Below are 15,986 nucleotides of genomic sequence, written 5' to 3' on the forward strand. Positions count from 1 at the left end.
GCACATTAGTTAATTTTACGAAAAAAGATATCAGAACGAGCATTGTTATCATCCTGTATTAAATTACTCGCAAGAGATTGAAACACCACATAGTTACCATCAGCACTAATAGCTGGTCGAGTACTATGTGAGTTTCCCTGCCCGCCGTTACTGGTAATACTGACCAGTTCGGTGATACCAACATAACGATAATGGATAAAAATATCAGAGAAGTTATTGTTATCGTATGATATTAAGGTGCTGGCGAGAGATTGGAACACAACATAGCGACCATCTGCGCTGATGCTGGCGATATGGCTGTTTGCATTCCCCTGAGTACCATCAATGGCGATGCTGACCCGCTCGGTTAGGCCTGTCTTGCGGTCACGAACAAACACATCTTCAGCAGCATTGGTGTCTTCTGATACGAGGTTATTAGAACTGGAGTCAAAAGCCACATAACGGCCATCAGCGCTAATGGCCGAAAAAATAGCGCCCAAGTTGCCCTGACTACCATCATTGGAACCACTGACTAGCTCGGTAATATGGCTGTTGCGGTCGTGAACAAAAATATCACTCATCCCATTGCTGTCATTAAACACCAAATTACTGCTATCGGCAGTAAAAGCGACAAAGCGACCGTCAGCACTGATTGCGGGATGATAGCCGTCACCCTGACTGCCATCGCTGGCGACGCTAATCCGTTCAGTGATAGCAGTGTTACGGTCATGGACAAAGACATCGGCACTAATGTTGGTATCATCTGCCACGAGATTGCTAGCAAGGGAGGTAAAAGCCACATAACGGCCATCAGTACTTAAGGCAACTTGATAACTAGCAGCATCACCTTGACTGCCATCACTGGCGATACTGATCCGTTCGGTGATATCAGTGTCGCGGTCATGAATAAACACATCTTTGGTACGATTGACATCGTTGAATACCAAATTGCTAGCTTCTGCGATAAAAGCCACATAGCGGCCATTGCCACTGATACTCGGTGCTGAGCTATCCCCATTCCCTTGACTGCCATCACTCTTGACGCTGATCCGCTCGGTGATCCCGCTGTTACGGTCGTAGACAAAGACATCAGTACTCAGGTTGGTGTCATCTGTCACCAAGTTGTTAGCGCGTGACGTAAAAGCCACATAATTACCGTCAACACTGATGCTCGATTCAACGCTGTCTGCATTACCTTGCCCGCCGTCAATAGCCACAATGATCTTCTCGGAACTGCAGGCCGACAAAAAAGCGGTACACAGGCCCAACAGCAGTAATCTTCCAGCAATAATCCGTAAGGTGGGTATGTTCATTATCCTGCCCCTTAATGATAAGGCTTAGATGTTGAGTATAGGAAACATAGAGAGCCAGTCAATGTTGCGCTGCACAGGATATACCCTCTTAATCATGCGGTGATTACGGCAAAACCTCATTAGGATTTCTATATCGCCTTTGTAAGTCCCTGTGTTTTTATTGATTCCCACTTTACGTTTTAAAAATAGACTTGAATCCCCCACGCATACTAGAGTAGATTAATAAAACTAACGATTATTGCACCAAGGATCAGACCATGACTTACGATGAATTCAATAAATTTTGCGGGGCATTGTCAGCCAGCACCTATGTGATGCAATGGAACAATTCGCATGTCTGGAAGATTGGCGGCAAGGTGTTCGCGATTGGTGGTTTGGGTAAAGATAAACAACCGGCATTCATTTTTAAAACCTCCGAGCTTAACTTTGATTTTTTAAGTGAGCTCGCCGGTTATAAACCAGCCCCCTACTTTGCTTCTCGTGGCATGAAATGGATTCAGCACTACGAAAGCAAAATAGCAACGGATGAGGAGTTAAGCTATTACATTAAAGAGTCTTATCGCATCGTGTCGTTAGGGCTGACTAAGACGCTACAAAAACAGCTCGGCTTAAATCAGTAACGAAAAAACTCGTCAAAGCATTTAAGCTCAGAGTGATTCACTTAACATCAAATTCCATGAAGCCATACTTTTAAATACCGGGATAAAACCGACAGATGACACATCCCACTCAGTGCCACTCCAATAATGTTGAAGGTTAACTTTGTCGTTGTTTTTTATAGCATTAATAAAATACTCACGTCCTAATTTACTCGAGGGATAAACAAGCAGCTCCCCTCTTGAAATGCATTCGATAGTAAATTTTACTTTTTTATTTTCAATGACATATACATCATAACGTTCATCAGAAAATACGGGGGATCGGCAGAACTCATCCTTATAAGCCCCCTCAACAACTAAACCAGCTTCTATTTCTCCATCACTAATTCTTAAATAAGGCATTATTAATGAGATATTTTTCATATCACCATTTATATGATTTAAAGTAACTTTAGGACCCCAAGCTAGATCTGGGTTACCCGGTTCCATAGCCCATTTATTCAGGTTCATACCCGAATTAAAACTTGTTGCTGAAACAGAGTAAGTAACAAATAGCAAAAAATATACAACGATGTTAATCCCAGCCATGAAATACCTCATCAGATTAAATTCTTATTTTATTTTTTTGCATAACAATACAGACCGAAATTATTATTTCTAAAACAGACATTTCCCTTGTTATCTTTTACAACATCAACCGTGATCTTATTGCCAAACCCTAATTCATCTCCGATAGTCTCCATAATCATGCCTCGGCAATCCATGTGCTTTTGATCACTGATCAAAGAGCCATCATATAAAGTAATGTAACGAGCTAAGAGTGCTTGCGAATATTGATACTTCATCTTCACTTTAACACCCTCACAATAGGGTCTCGAAAAATCAAACTCAATCAACAATGTATCGGCATCCACAGTAAGATCAATTTTGGTCTTCACCACAGAACCACTCACCAGCTCAGTTGTTGAGTATTCACCAGCTTCTAATTTGAAGTTAGATAACCAAGTTACAAAAAAATAAGAGGAATACCCAAGACTCAATAGCGTCAGTAAATATAAAATTTTCTCACGTTTTAACTTGATATTGTTCACGCCAAATCTCATCTTAGCTAGCGCCCTGTGTAGAAGTAATAACGCCAAACCAACCGTCTGCACTCTTTCGCCAGTAATATGCATTTACATTACCAAATGCTACTAATTCATTTTTAACTCTAAATTCTTCAGCGTCATTGAACACATTGCTTTCATCCAATTTGTTCACTAAATGTGGTTTTATAGCTCTTTTAGCTAAAGAGTTTTCATGCATATGATCGTATGAATACCAACGAAAAGTAACCAATAAAGACAGGATAAATGACACTACAAAAAACGCTAACGAAGTATCAAGTCTCGTCTTTTTAATGGCGCCTATATTTTTTTTATATTTTTTCTCTAAAGGCTGTTTATCTAAAGAATGTATATTTATACTTTCAGTTTGAAGCTGAATCACTTTATTTTCATTCGCTAGCACATCATCTAAATGCACCGCGTTTCTCATGTCGATAACATTCCACTCCCTCGTAATCAAATACCCGATACGAGGTTTTGTTGAAATTAAATCATCAATACCACATTGGCGAAGCTTTTTTCTTAAAGTAGATATCACTTGAGTTAAGCTACGTGATGAATCTGAAATGATTCTTCCATCCCATAAAGTAGACATGCATCGCTCTCTGGAAACTTGTCCTTCATCTAATAATAAACAAAGTAAATCCCCCTCTATCACAGTTAAACTGGACTCATTTACATCTAAAACGTCTCGAGATTCATGAGTGAAATTGAGTCGGTGGGGGTCTTTAAATACATCGATTGATAAAGATTCATTTTGTAATCTAAACACTAGCAAAACATTGCTATCCTCATATCTACTTCAATTTAAAGGGAAAGTTCATTAAACTTCAAGATCGTTATAATCACGGAACAAACTCCCAAAAGCAACTAAAACCAATGTGAAGCAGTATTTAATAACGGAAAATGACACTATAACAGTCAAATATAAAAACCAATAATATTAAATAAAGGTAAATAAAGATAAATAAAGCTGTTCGCTTAAATTATTCGTTAATTGCATTTTTAATACTCTGCTCACTTATCTTTATTTAACCTTTATTAACACACCAAATACCTTCGAAGCACTTAGAATAGCCACTCGTAATCACAGCTGTTTTGATAAATTAATCACCACCTTTGTGCCTAGTAAAATGATCAAGATGAGAACGTTACCCATGATTAGAAAATATGCTCTTTTTTCTCAGAGTAAACCAAGAGCACACATGTCTCTTATAACTTTAACCATGCTATGCAGTGTAACTTGCATGGTTTTGTTACTATCACAAGAAGAAAATATTTTAGTATTAGAAGATACTTTAATATTAATAATTGGTTTACTTACCCCTGCATTACCTTTAATCATTTTTGCAAAAGCTGCAGAGTATAGAAGAAAATACCTACGCGACTAAAACGATGGTTATGATATGGCTTGTCTCATTGCTACTGTAAATAAGCGATCATAGCTATATTAAAAATAAAAGTTAAAAACAAAAATCACTTTGACTTCGCTTTCGTACTAATGAATGTAAAATTCAGGATGATGGGAGGAGAGAACAGCTACCATCAGTGTTCTCTTTAGTATGATGTTAGGGAGCTGTCATTACTGACGAGGAATTAAGCTAAGGCCCTCTTCCTTAGTGCTAGCTTAACGAGCTCGTACAAACTGATTTTGTACAATCGTATCTAATAGTACTTCGCTGTTCATCAATTTAAAATTAACAGCTGCATCCAGATCGCCAAACAAACGAGAACCGCCACCGAGTACAACAGAGATAGTGGTAAGAATTAACTCGTCAATCATATCCGCTTGCATGAACTGTTGAATCGTGACGCCACCATCAATATACAAGCGCTTAAAACCAAGGCCATTGATATGCTCAACAACATCTTTAATGTCACCTTTAAGCAAGAAGATCTTATCCTCATAACCCTCAGGTACCGATGTTAAGGTATTACTTAATACAAATACTGGTTTTGTATACGGCCAATCAACGCCAAAACTTAATACCATGTCTAACGTATTGCGTCCCATCACCATGGCATCAATACGCTCAACGAATGCCTCGTAACCCATGTCATCACCATCAGGATTCGGGATCATGTGTAACCAATCTATACTGCCTTGCTTATCTGCGATAAACCCATCTAAACTTGTTGCTATAAAAACGCTATTCGACATCTTATGCTCCACTATTTTATACTTAAGTTTCATTTAAACATTTTATATTACCTAATTTATCCAAAATGGCAAAAATGGGAAATTAATCATCTGGATAATTTAGGCAAACAGGTTCAAAATTATCCACTAGATTAATTAATAATGGCGCACATATGGACAGTAGTAATAACAAGGACGAAGCCCTGGCTAGAAATATAGGCAGACCAACCAAATCTTCCGACACTAACATCCGTCAGCATTTAATGACGGTGGCATTTGATCTATTCGCCGATAATGATTACAACCAAGTCAGCACCCGGAAAATTGCCATTGCCGCCAATACCACACCAGCCATGATCCGCTATTATTTTCAAAACAAAGAAGGCCTGTTTCATGCCGCTATGTCACAGTACCGTCAGCCAATACTTGATACATTAAAACAATACGCCGCGAAGCCATCACTCGAAAATCTGCATCATATTTTTACGATTTACTATACTACAATGCAAGAAAACAAAAACTTACAGCATATTGTCCGACGTAATATGCTCAGTAAAAATAACCCGCAAATCAAAGCGCATATAATTCAAGAAGGGCCGCAGCAAACCTTTAAATTAATTAACACCATGCTGGCTCGATTACAAACCAAGGGCGATATCAAACCAGAGCTGGACCCGGAGTTATTAACCATCCAATTCCTTAGCCTGTGCATTTACCCTTGTGCATTTAAACCGTTATTAACCCAGATTATTTCGACCAAAATGGACATGGCATTTTACCAAAACCTCGCCCAGCAGAACTATAATATGTTAATTAATTCAATTACAACGGAGAAATATAATGCAGAAATCTAAGTTGATGTGGCTACCAATTGGCGTTGCTGCGGGGCTAGGTATCATGGCCATTAATAATTTCATCATGAAGCAAGACGTTGTATTGGAAGTAATTGAACCTGCCCACAGTGTCTACATTACCCAGATTACGCAACAGAACATTGCCCCCGCTGTAAAAGGTTATGGCAATGTCATTGCGAAGAATAAGTGGCAAGGTATCACGGAAGTCAGCGGTAAAGTAATTTACAAAAATGAACAACTACAACGTGGTACCTTCATTAATGCCGGTATCGAACTGCTGCGTATCGATCCCGCCTCTTATGAATTAAACCTGAAAACGGCACAAGCAAACTTAGACAATATTAGTTCGGAAGTGGAAAAACTGGATATTGAAGCACAACGCCTGACGCGCTCATACCAAGTCGAAAGTAAAACCTTGGCACTGGAAGAAAAAGAATACCAACGTAATATCAAACTAAACAAAAAAGGCACTATTTCGGCATCGAGCCTAGAGCAACAAGAGCGTGTGGTATACAACACCCAACTGCAATTAAATGATTTAAAAGCCCAAGTAAAACAAGTACCCGCATTAAGAAGATCACTCGAAGCGCAACTATCACAAGCACAAAGCCAAATCGATCAAGCCAAACTGGATTTAGAACACACCATCATTACCATGCCATTTAACGGCCGCATTATTGATGTGAGCGCCGAGTTACAACAATTTGTAGCTACCGGCACCAGCCTGATTCTAGCTCATGATGTATCGAAATTAGAAGTCGAAGCGAAAATGCCGACGAGTCAACTTAGCCGCCTAATGCACAGCTTAAAACAAGATAGAAATGTGTTAGATAATCTGAACTCGGTGCCTGATATATCGATTGCTAATTTAACGGCGCGTATTACCCTGCGAAACTCATCATCAGAAACCCATTGGCAAGGTAAAGTAACGCGCATTCTCGGTGAAATTGACGCCCGTTTAGGCACTGCAGGATTAGTGGTGGAAGTCGACTTTGATTTCCTCGAATTTATTAAACGCAATGATCCCAATGACAGTCCGATTATCTCGGGCATGTTTGTTGAAGTGACCGTCAATGGACAGCAGCAACCCCAATTAACCGTGCCATTAGCCGCCTTACACAATAACCGTTTATATCTACTGGATGCAGACAACAGACTGCAATTAAAAACCGTCGATGTATTGTTTATTCGCGACCAAGTAGCAGCGATTAAAGCGCCAGGTCTGCAGGATGGTCAACAAGTCGTGTTATCTGACATTATCCCTGTGGCCAATGGTTTAAAGCTAGCGCCAACCGTATGGACAGAGGATAAAGAATAATGATCAATTTCTTTACCAAACACCCTACTGCCGCCAATTTATTAATGGTGATGTTCCTCGCTCTCGGCGCGATCACGCTCCCCGATATGAAACGAGAAACATTTCCCGACTTCTCGGTGACGATAGCCCAGATCACAGTGCCCTATCCTGGCGCGAGTCCTGAAGATGTCGAACAAGCCATTTGTTTACCCATGGAAGACGCGCTTGATGGTATCAATAACCTTAAAAAACTAACCTGTAGCGCCAGCGAAGGCGTGGCGGTCACTACTGCGGAAATGAGTCATGACGGTAATGGCACCACTTTTATCTCGGATATCAAAACCGAAGTCGATGCGATTGACCAATTTCCCGATGAAGTGGAAACCACCATCGTAAAAGAGCTAATGACCTATGACAATGTGGTCAGTCTGGTGATTTACAGTGACATGGAAAAACAAGAACTCAAGCTCTATGCCGAAGATGTTAAGCGCCGCCTTAAACGGCTGAAAGGCATTGCGCAAGTAGACATTAATGGTTTTTCTGATCCGCAGTTGCGTGTTGAACTTGATTTAATCGCCCTGCGTCAGCTCAATGTGTCAGTGCAAGATGTTGCGAATCAAATTGCCAAACAGAATGTAAAAATGCCCAGTGGTAACTTAAATACCCCAAGCAGTACTATTTTATTACGTTTCGATGCGCAGCGTTATACCCCACGCGAACTCGGTGAAATCATCGTTTTAAGTAACGAAGATGGCAGCAAAGTACAGTTAAAAGACATCGCCACCATCACCCAGCGCTTTGAATTAGACGAAGCAAAAATAACGGTCAATGGTAAAGAAGGTACCATGCTCGATATTAAAAAATCGAAAGCCGATGATTCGCTCAATGTACTCGAAGAAGTAAAACAATTTATTGAAAACGAAAAACTGCAAACACCTGATACAGTACAGTTCTCGCTAACCAAAGACATGGCGTCAATCGCCAAAGACCGTCTTGATCTGTTGTTATCGAACGGTTGGCAAGGTTTCATTCTGGTGTTCTTAGTCATGTGGTTATTCTTCCCTTGGCGTTATGCTATTTGGGTGGCGATGGGCTTACCGGTTTCTTTCCTTGCCAGTATGTACGTGCTGTCATTGGTGGGCATTAGTTTAAACTTGATGTCGATGGTGGCGCTGTTGGTCGCAATTGGTTTGTTGATGGATGACGCCATTGTATTATCCGAAAGTGTCGCCCATGAATTAACGAAAACTACCGATAAACTCCAAGGTATTGTCAATGGCGTTAACCGCGTTAAAAACGGCGTATTTTCGTCGTTCTTAACCACAGTCGCTATTTTTGGTTCACTGGCATTTCTTGAAGGCGACATGGGCGAAGTACTTAAAGTTATTCCGATAACCTTAGTGATCACCCTGAGTGTGTCTTTAATTGAAGCATTTTTCATCTTGCCGCATCACTTGTATGCCTCGGTTAAAGATGTCGACGACAGTATTGCTGAAAACAGTTTCAAAGGCCGCTTTAATAAAAAATTCGAACACTTTCAATTCAATCTCCTGCCGAAGGTCATTGGTGCGGTTATCGACCGTCGTTACATGGTCACAGCTGGGGTTATCGCGTTATTCATCGCCACTATTTCGCTAGCATCCAGTGGTTTATTACGCTTTTCGGCCTTTCCAGAAGTAGAAGGCGACTGGGTACAAATATCGCTCATGATGCCACCGGGGACCCCCTTACAGAAAACTGATAACGTGGTCGCGGGTATTACTGATGATATTAAAATAACCAGTGCCCAGTTTGGTGAACAACCCGACAATGAAGCATTGCTAAGATATATCACAGTACAAAGCGGCACAAACCCTGACGCAGGTGAAACTGGTGAACATGTCGCAACGATCTTTATCGACCTGCTAACATCGGAAAAAAGAACAACACGCATGGCCGATTATTTAGCGGCGCTGCAACAACAGATTGGCGTGATTCCGGGCGTCACCAACCTTATTATCCGAGAACCGGCAATGGGACCTGCTGGTCGCGCCATTGATATTGAATTAAGTCACCCGCAGATCCAGACCTTAAAAGATGCAGGTAATGAACTAGCACAATACCTTGCCCAATTCAATGGTGTGAGCAACATCATTACCAACCTTCGTGATGGTAAACCAGAGCTACGAATGTCATTACTGCCCGGTGCCGAGACATTTGGTGTTACCGGCCAAGACATCGCGATGCAACTGCGTGCTGCATTTTTTGGGATCACCGTTGATGAGTTACAGATCGGCAGTGAAAATGTGGAATTAGATGTACGGTTAGCAGAAAAATACCGTTCTGACCTGGCTTATTATGAAGATTTCCCTTTCACACTTGCTGATGGTAGCCAAGTGCCACTTGCCAGTATTGTTAATGTTGAATGGGGCCGAGGGGTGAGCCAGTTAAATCGCATTAATAATATTCGAACCATGTCGTTACAAGGTGATATAGACAAAGAACAAGCCAATACCGTTGAGCTGATGGCAAGCATGCAGAAAGACTTTGTCCCACTGCTCATCCAGAAATACCCTGGTATTGAAGTGCGCTTAGGCGGTGAAGTGGAATCCACAGCTGAGACGGGTAACTCGATGATAAAAAGTTTCTCAATTGGCTTGTTCGTGGTCTTTGCCATCTTAAGCTTCCAATTCCGCAGTTATGTTGAACCTATCATTGTCATGGTCGCCATTCCACTGGCTTTGATTGGGGTATTTTGGGGACATTTCATGTTGAATTATGACCTCACCATGCCGTCAATGCTGGGCTTTACCTCATTAGCTGGGATCGTAGTCAATAACTCCATCTTGCTGGTGCAATTTATCAAAGAAAACTTGGTGAAGAGTAACGATATTAGGCAAGCGGCGATACATGCAACGACTAATCGTATCCGCGCCATTTTGATCACAACGGCAACAACGACAGCGGGATTAATGCCAATATTACTTGAACAAAGTATTCAAGCACAGGTGATAATCCCACTGGTGGTGGCGTTGATTTTTGGTCTATTAGCCTCAACGTTATTAATCATTCTAGTGTTACCGGCTTTCTATGGCATCTTAGATGACTTTGGCTTAACCGAGCGCCATAACGAAGGTCATAGCGAAGGGTAAACATTTGAAAGCGTTAGTTAGACTCCGAACTCTGACTAACGCTTTTAGACTTTTCTAAGCTCTCTAGGTTCGCTAACTGCTCTGACCTAGCTAACTTCTCTGGTCTGGCTAAATAGTACCCCTGAAAATAATCAGCCCCCGATGCCATACAACGCTCAAGCACTTCTTTCGTCTCAATACCTTCAGCAATAGTCTGCGCTTTAATCGAATGACCAAGACTCACTGCATGATGAAACTTGCTGTACTTAAATGCCGCGAGCAAATCGACAATACTTTTATCGATTTTCAAATAATCAGGTTTAATACTTCTAACTCTCGCTTCAGTCGAATAAGCACTACCATAATCATCAATCGCCACTTCGATACCGAAGCTAGCAAGTTTCTGTATCCCGTTTAATACCGATTCGAGATTACGCCCTTCAAATTCAATAATCTCATACACTAATTGCGCAGGCGATAGACCGATTTTCTTTAATCCTCTGACTAAAGTATCAACCGCAATATCATGATTAGACAGGATCTCAAATATAACTGGGGTAACATTAATGAAGAGTTTTTTATCGTAATGGCAGGAATAAGAGAAGTTTAACATATGGATAATCGCACACGTTAACGTGGCAATCGCGCTGGACTCGTCATCATGGCGGATAGATTCAAAGTAATCATGGGGGTTAACAGGTGCTCCATTGGCATCAAAAATTCTGGCGAGCGCCTCGACACCGTAGATATTATGTTCGCGGTCAAAAATGGGTTGAAACACACTGGTAAAAGTTAAGTCTTGGTCGGTGATGTAGAAGCCATGCTCGGCGTCTTGTTCAATAAGATCGACGATATTCTTGTGGAGGCTGGCGTAATCATTCATAAAATCCATCGTATAACCTTTATTCCCTGTTAGCTATATAACCCTAATTTTCGCGGGGTACAGTAACATGAAATAATGCCCTATTAACTGGACGCTTACATTCACTTACATTGCAGCACTTTTTTGATTAAAACTATGATGGGTGCCACAAACAGCTGATTTTAAATCTTATTTTAAAATCAGATTTGAGCATCTTTTTTAACTATTATTTAAACAAAACCTCTTAAACGCTTATTGAAAATCGTATTTAGCGCTTATGGACTCTTAATTAAAATAGAGCAGACATAAAAAAACCAGAAACAAAATGTATCTGGTCTAGGTCTGAATTCAGACTATGATCGCGCAGCATTAATTATTAAGCACAGATGCCGATATTTTCGGTTACATTGTCAAACCACGCTTGGCCGCCACAATCGATTTCGGCATCGAATTGACGGGATAACATTGATTGTACTTTTTTAATTGCGTCACTGGCAATTAGTACTTTTTCACCGGCCATATTATCATTCTTTAAAGCAAGCTCGTTGGCATAATCCAGCAAGTCTCCAGCTGACTCTAAGTTAAAAGAAGCAGTGTGTAAGATATCTAAACTCGCTTGGGTATACTGGCATGCGCGTATATAGCTAATCTCTTGCTTGATACGTGAAATAAGAGCCAAGCCATCTTTAGTTACTATATGAAATTCCACTGTTAGCCTCTCAATTAAATTTAAGTCTGCTCGATTATAGTCCTCATCCTCAAAGATCAGATGTTGAATATAATTAAATTTTCATTATAACAATGCAACTGGTCATAAAAAACAACATATGATTATAAATAGAAAGATAGCTGCTCAATTAGTAACTTGCCATTATTAATGCAAACAAAAATAGAACCAGAACCTTCTAGATGTTACGAGGTAATGTAGTGTTAAAGTGAAACATAGATAGGCTGAAAAACCATTCTAAATTCAGCTTTTTTTTGTATAAAATTAAATCCACAATTTGTATGCATTTTCTAATTTAAAACCCTATTCTGGCTTCAACAAATCGAAACGCACCCTGAAAGGATAAAAACCATGACACAATTAAACGTAGTTGATACAGCGAAGAAACTTTGGAGCAGCAAAGACGAAATTGCTAAAAATATTTGGTTAGCAGGTCTTGGTGCATACGGTAAAAGCATTGATGAAGCAAACAAAGTATCAGATAAATCTTCAACATTATTCGAAGAATTAGTTGCTAAAGGCACTAAGATTGAAGAAACAGCAAAAGAAAAATTGTCTGATAAAAAAATCTCTACAGATGTTTTAGAAACACGCGTAAACCAAGTGTTCACTAAAATTTCTGGTGTTGATAGCACTAAAGTTGACGCGCTAAACGCTAAAGTTGACGAATTAACGAAAGCAATTGCTGAACTTAAAAAGTAATTACTTTTAACGTTAAGTCATTTTTAATAAATGAATAAGTTAATAAGTTGATAAGTTGATAAGTTGATAAGTTGATAAATATGGTGAGCCTCGGCTCGCCATTTTTCGTTTCTGGCCCTTAAAAACAGAAATAAGCACAAATTAACACCAAGATATTCACTTTTCACTCAAAAACAAAGCCCTAAAGTATATTAATGTCCTGTTTAAATATTGACCACAAAGTCAGTTACCTGAAAAAACTTTAAGATTACCCTGTTATAACGCTAAATACCTTCAAAGCCCTATAAGTAGTACTCCTCCATCACAATAATGGCTGTTTAACCCTAGATATAGACTTGTTTTTAATATTCATCGAACACAAAAAAATTGACAACCGCGTCAACATCTTTAAGATGCCCCGCAAGCAATGTGACGTTGTATAATTTTGGCAATATGGGCCTTAAGTCTCTACTCTGAAACCGTAAATTTCAGACCTACAATGAAGCAGGATGATTGTACCTTTTTATCGGTATGGTTCCCCTACCCAAGTTTATACTTCGGAATATTGTCATTTAAAATCAACCAACTTAATAGTAATGGATGTTTATTAATGGACAAGTACTTCCTCCTGTCTGCGCGTGGCGCAACTCTAAAAAATGAAATCTACGCGGGTTTAATTACCTTTTTAGCGATGAGTTATATCTTAGCAGTGAATCCGGCAATTTTAGGAAGCATCGACGGGATAGATAAAGGCTCAATCTTTACTGCTACTGCACTGTCTGCAGCGATTGCAACATTCATTATGGGTGCGTTTTCTAAATACCCAATTATGTTAGCGCCGGGCATGTCGATGAATGGCTTCTTTAAAGCTATCTTACTCGGCGGCGGTATTTCGTTACTTTGGCATGAAGCACTGTTTGCTATTTTCCTTTCTGGTTGTCTGTATTTAATTTTAAGCTTAACACCTGCCCGTAAGGTGATGATTGAAGCTATACCTGAAGATTTAAAACTCGGTATTGCAGTTGGTCTAGGCTTATTCGTTTCATTTTTAGGCCTTAAAAATGCTGGTATCATCGTTAGCAACCCGTTTATTCTGGTTAGTATGGGCGATGTGTACGACCCGAAAGTGTTCATTGCACTGGTCAGCATCTTCATTGCGATTGGTTGTTTAGTTCGCGATATGAAACTAGCGACTGTTATTTCGTTTATCTCGTCGATTATTCTAAGCTTATTAAGCGATCACTTCCTTGGTAGTAATTTGATTACTATTCCAACCGAAGTATTTTCAATGCCACCAAGTTTGGCGCCTACCTTTGGTGCTATCTTTGACTTGTCACAACTAACCATGCCAAAAATGAGTGACTTAATCTTCTTGGTTATTATCTTCTTTATTGTCGATTTCTTCGATGGCTTAAGCACTATTGTTGGTGTTGGTCGTGACGCTGGTATTATCGGTAAAGACGGTAAAGTGCCAAACGCTAAATCAGCATTAATTGCTGACTCAGGCGGTACTATCATCGGGACTATATTAGGCACAACATCGATTACGGCTTATTCTGAATCAGCAGTAGCCTCATCATTAGGTGCAAAAACAGGTATCAGTGCAATTACGGTTGCAGCCTTGTTCTTAGTATCTATGTTCTTATTCCCGGTGTTCTCAATTTTTACCACTGCGATTGTGGCTCCGGCACTGGTTGTTATCGGTATTTACATGATTAAGAACTTAGCGAACGTCAACTGGGATAAGAAAGAATCTGCAATACCAGTATTCTTTATCATGGTATTCAGCTTGTTAACCTTCTCGCCTGCAAACGGTATGGCAATGGGTTTCATCAGCTACTGTTTCGTCATGCTAGTTCAAGGTGATGGCAAAAAAGTACATCCAATTATTTACTCACTAGCACTACTATTTATTGTTTATTTAGCACTTTCATAATTTAGGGACGAACACATGAACTTATTAGAAAAAGCGATTTTAGAGCACGGTAAATCAGTTAACAACGTAGCCCTAGACGCAAGTAGCTTCTTGACTAAGCAAATTGATATTCAAATTTTAGATTGGTGTGCATCGCAATTAGCTATCCATTTTCAAGACGCTAAAATAGATCGCATCCTAACAATCGAGAGCGGCGGTATTGCTATCTCGACGTTAGTGGCGTTAAAACTGAATGTGCCATTAGTGGTAATGAAGAAAAAACGCAGCATGTTAGATCCTGAAAACGTACTAACAACCAATGTATTTAGCTTTACTAAAAACTCGTCATACGAATTGAACTGTAACGTTGAACACATTAATGACAATGACCGCATATTATTTGTTGATGATGTATTAGCACACGGTAACGCGGTTGAAGGTACGTTAGAGATTCTGGCACAGACTAGCGCAACATTAGTTGGCGTGGGTATCTTGTTTGAGAAATCATTTCAAGCTGGCGCAAAAATGCTAGCAGATAAAGGCATTGATACGCTGTCATTAGCACGTATCAGCTCACTAGAGAACGGCATTCACTTTTAAGTAAATAGCCATTAGCTAGCAGAAAATAAACCAAAGGGGAGAAACAGCAACTGTTTCTCCCCTTTTTGTTTTAGCTATTAACACTCGATTATTCACTATCTCTTATTCATGATTTGAGATTAGAATTTACTCATAGCCTCATTCATTGAATCAATTGGGGCGCAGCTAACAACCAGTTTCAATTGTCGAAACTTCACTGTACGCGATAACGCCAGCCCCATAATCAACCTCAAATGCATAAAATGCATAACATTGATCTGTGACTGACTTACCTTGAGGTATGAAAAACATGCCCCAGCCTTGGGTAAAACCACCAGGTACATTACCCGCTTTAGTTTGGTCAACTACACAGATTGGCGCTTGTGAGCACTCTTCACCTAAGATCGTAGGCGTATCATTGCCATTACCCAAGTAATGAATATTACTATTCATTAGCTCAGCCAACTTTGAACCCCAAATTTCTTTTGGTTTACCATAGTAAGTTTCAATTACAACACCACCAACATCAACCTCAACTCTAGATTGATCATCAAGGCCTTGCATGATTGCGGCATAATTAACTTGGTCGACAACAAAACTGAAATTACCCGCAATACCTTTAATCACGGCGATGCGAGCATCCTGCTGAATATTGATAAATCGAGGTATCGCAACCGCGGCAAGAATACCAAGCACGATGATCACGATAACCAATTCTATAAGGGTAAAACCTTTATTCTTATACATAATTAATTTCTGCTACCTAATCCTGCAAACTAAAATAGTTAATCATATTTTATGACTTTTGTATAAGATAACGATTT

16 protein-coding genes and 1 riboswitch are annotated in these 15,986 nt (G+C 39.9%); of the genes, 8 read left to right on the top strand and 8 right to left on the bottom strand.

Going from position 1 to position 15,986, the window contains the following annotated elements; translation table 11 throughout:
• Nucleotides 1–5 precede the first annotated feature (5 nt).
• Nucleotides 6–1,292 (bottom strand): TolB family protein, encoded by a 1,287-nt coding sequence (locus A923_RS0105805; protein ID WP_017220718.1) that lies wholly within the window; start codon nt 1,290–1,292, stop codon nt 6–8.
• A gap of 257 nt (nt 1,293–1,549) precedes the next feature.
• Here A923_RS0105805 and A923_RS0105810 point away from each other — a divergent pair, with 257 nt between their 5' ends.
• Entirely contained in the window at nt 1,550–1,912 is a 363-nt protein-coding gene (locus A923_RS0105810) for an MmcQ/YjbR family DNA-binding protein (protein WP_017220719.1), read from the top strand.
• Nucleotides 1,913–1,939: 27 nt separating this feature from the next.
• Here the strand turns inward: A923_RS0105810 and A923_RS0105815 are convergent, their stop codons facing one another.
• From A923_RS0105815 to A923_RS0105825, 3 genes are read right to left on the bottom strand one after another with little or no spacing between them, the layout of a single operon-like run.
• The gene (locus A923_RS0105815) at nt 1,940–2,479 is read right to left on the bottom strand and encodes a hypothetical protein (protein WP_017220720.1); all 540 of its coding nucleotides are present in this window, start codon (nt 2,477–2,479) and stop codon (nt 1,940–1,942) included.
• Between the two features lie 29 nt (nt 2,480–2,508).
• Complete coding sequence (locus tag A923_RS0105820; RefSeq protein WP_157532765.1) at nt 2,509–2,982, bottom strand: hypothetical protein; 474 nt, start codon at nt 2,980–2,982, stop codon at nt 2,509–2,511.
• Nucleotides 2,983–2,995: 13 nt separating this feature from the next.
• Nucleotides 2,996–3,769 carry a winged helix-turn-helix domain-containing protein gene (locus A923_RS0105825; RefSeq protein ID WP_157532767.1) on the bottom strand — a complete coding sequence of 258 codons (774 nt, stop codon included), beginning with the start codon at nt 3,767–3,769 and terminating at the stop codon, nt 2,996–2,998.
• A gap of 433 nt (nt 3,770–4,202) precedes the next feature.
• On the opposite strand from A923_RS0105825, the gene A923_RS22940 reads away from it, so the two are divergent.
• Nucleotides 4,203–4,388 carry a hypothetical protein gene (locus A923_RS22940; RefSeq protein ID WP_157532769.1) on the top strand — a complete coding sequence of 62 codons (186 nt, stop codon included), beginning with the start codon at nt 4,203–4,205 and terminating at the stop codon, nt 4,386–4,388.
• Nucleotides 4,389–4,624: 236 nt separating this feature from the next.
• Here the strand turns inward: A923_RS22940 and A923_RS0105835 are convergent, their stop codons facing one another.
• On the bottom strand, nt 4,625–5,158 hold the full coding sequence (locus A923_RS0105835) for a dihydrofolate reductase family protein (RefSeq protein WP_017220724.1): 534 nt from the start codon (nt 5,156–5,158) through the stop codon (nt 4,625–4,627).
• A gap of 152 nt (nt 5,159–5,310) precedes the next feature.
• On the opposite strand from A923_RS0105835, the gene A923_RS0105840 reads away from it, so the two are divergent.
• From A923_RS0105840 to A923_RS0105850, 3 genes are read left to right on the top strand one after another with little or no spacing between them, the layout of a single operon-like run.
• Nucleotides 5,311–5,991, top strand: coding sequence for a TetR/AcrR family transcriptional regulator (locus A923_RS0105840; RefSeq protein WP_017220725.1), 681 nt, complete (start codon nt 5,311–5,313; stop codon nt 5,989–5,991).
• Entirely contained in the window at nt 5,978–7,309 is a 1,332-nt protein-coding gene (locus A923_RS0105845) for an efflux RND transporter periplasmic adaptor subunit (RefSeq protein WP_017220726.1), read from the top strand. Before A923_RS0105840 ends, A923_RS0105845 begins: the two co-directional genes overlap by 14 nt.
• Nucleotides 7,309–10,419, top strand: coding sequence for an efflux RND transporter permease subunit (locus A923_RS0105850; RefSeq protein WP_017220727.1), 3,111 nt, complete (start codon nt 7,309–7,311; stop codon nt 10,417–10,419). The genes A923_RS0105845 and A923_RS0105850 overlap by 1 nt, the downstream gene beginning before the upstream one ends.
• Nucleotides 10,420–10,432: 13 nt before the next feature.
• On the opposite strand, the gene A923_RS0105855 is transcribed toward A923_RS0105850, so the two are convergent.
• Both A923_RS0105855 and A923_RS0105860 read right to left on the bottom strand, forming a co-directional pair.
• Nucleotides 10,433–11,290 carry an EAL domain-containing protein gene (locus tag A923_RS0105855; RefSeq protein WP_017220728.1) on the bottom strand — a complete coding sequence of 286 codons (858 nt, stop codon included), beginning with the start codon at nt 11,288–11,290 and terminating at the stop codon, nt 10,433–10,435.
• 346 nt (nt 11,291–11,636) lie between these two features.
• Complete coding sequence (locus A923_RS0105860) at nt 11,637–11,969, bottom strand: hypothetical protein (protein WP_017220729.1); 333 nt, start codon at nt 11,967–11,969, stop codon at nt 11,637–11,639.
• Between the two features lie 369 nt (nt 11,970–12,338).
• Between A923_RS0105860 and A923_RS0105865 the strand changes: the two genes are divergently transcribed.
• The 3 genes from A923_RS0105865 to A923_RS0105875 all read left to right on the top strand — a co-directional run bounded on the left by A923_RS0105865 (nt 12,339) and on the right by A923_RS0105875 (nt 15,183).
• Nucleotides 12,339–12,689 carry a phasin family protein gene (locus tag A923_RS0105865; RefSeq protein WP_017220730.1) on the top strand — a complete coding sequence of 117 codons (351 nt, stop codon included), beginning with the start codon at nt 12,339–12,341 and terminating at the stop codon, nt 12,687–12,689.
• A 394-nt stretch (nt 12,690–13,083) separates the two neighbouring features.
• Nucleotides 13,084–13,185, top strand: a riboswitch (purine riboswitch).
• A gap of 93 nt (nt 13,186–13,278) precedes the next feature.
• Nucleotides 13,279–14,604, top strand: a complete 1,326-nt coding sequence (locus A923_RS0105870) for an NCS2 family permease (RefSeq protein ID WP_017220731.1) — start codon at nt 13,279–13,281, stop codon at nt 14,602–14,604.
• Nucleotides 14,605–14,619: 15 nt separating this feature from the next.
• Entirely contained in the window at nt 14,620–15,183 is a 564-nt protein-coding gene (locus A923_RS0105875) for a xanthine phosphoribosyltransferase (RefSeq protein ID WP_017220732.1), read from the top strand.
• Nucleotides 15,184–15,348: 165 nt separating this feature from the next.
• On the opposite strand, the gene A923_RS0105880 is transcribed toward A923_RS0105875, so the two are convergent.
• Nucleotides 15,349–15,909, bottom strand: coding sequence for a prepilin-type N-terminal cleavage/methylation domain-containing protein (locus A923_RS0105880; RefSeq protein WP_017220733.1), 561 nt, complete (start codon nt 15,907–15,909; stop codon nt 15,349–15,351).
• Between the last annotated feature and the right edge of the window lie 77 nt (nt 15,910–15,986).

Origin of the sequence: Moritella dasanensis ArB 0140, from assembly GCF_000276805.1 — a bacterium.
GTDB lineage: Bacteria > Pseudomonadota > Gammaproteobacteria > Enterobacterales > Moritellaceae > Moritella > Moritella dasanensis.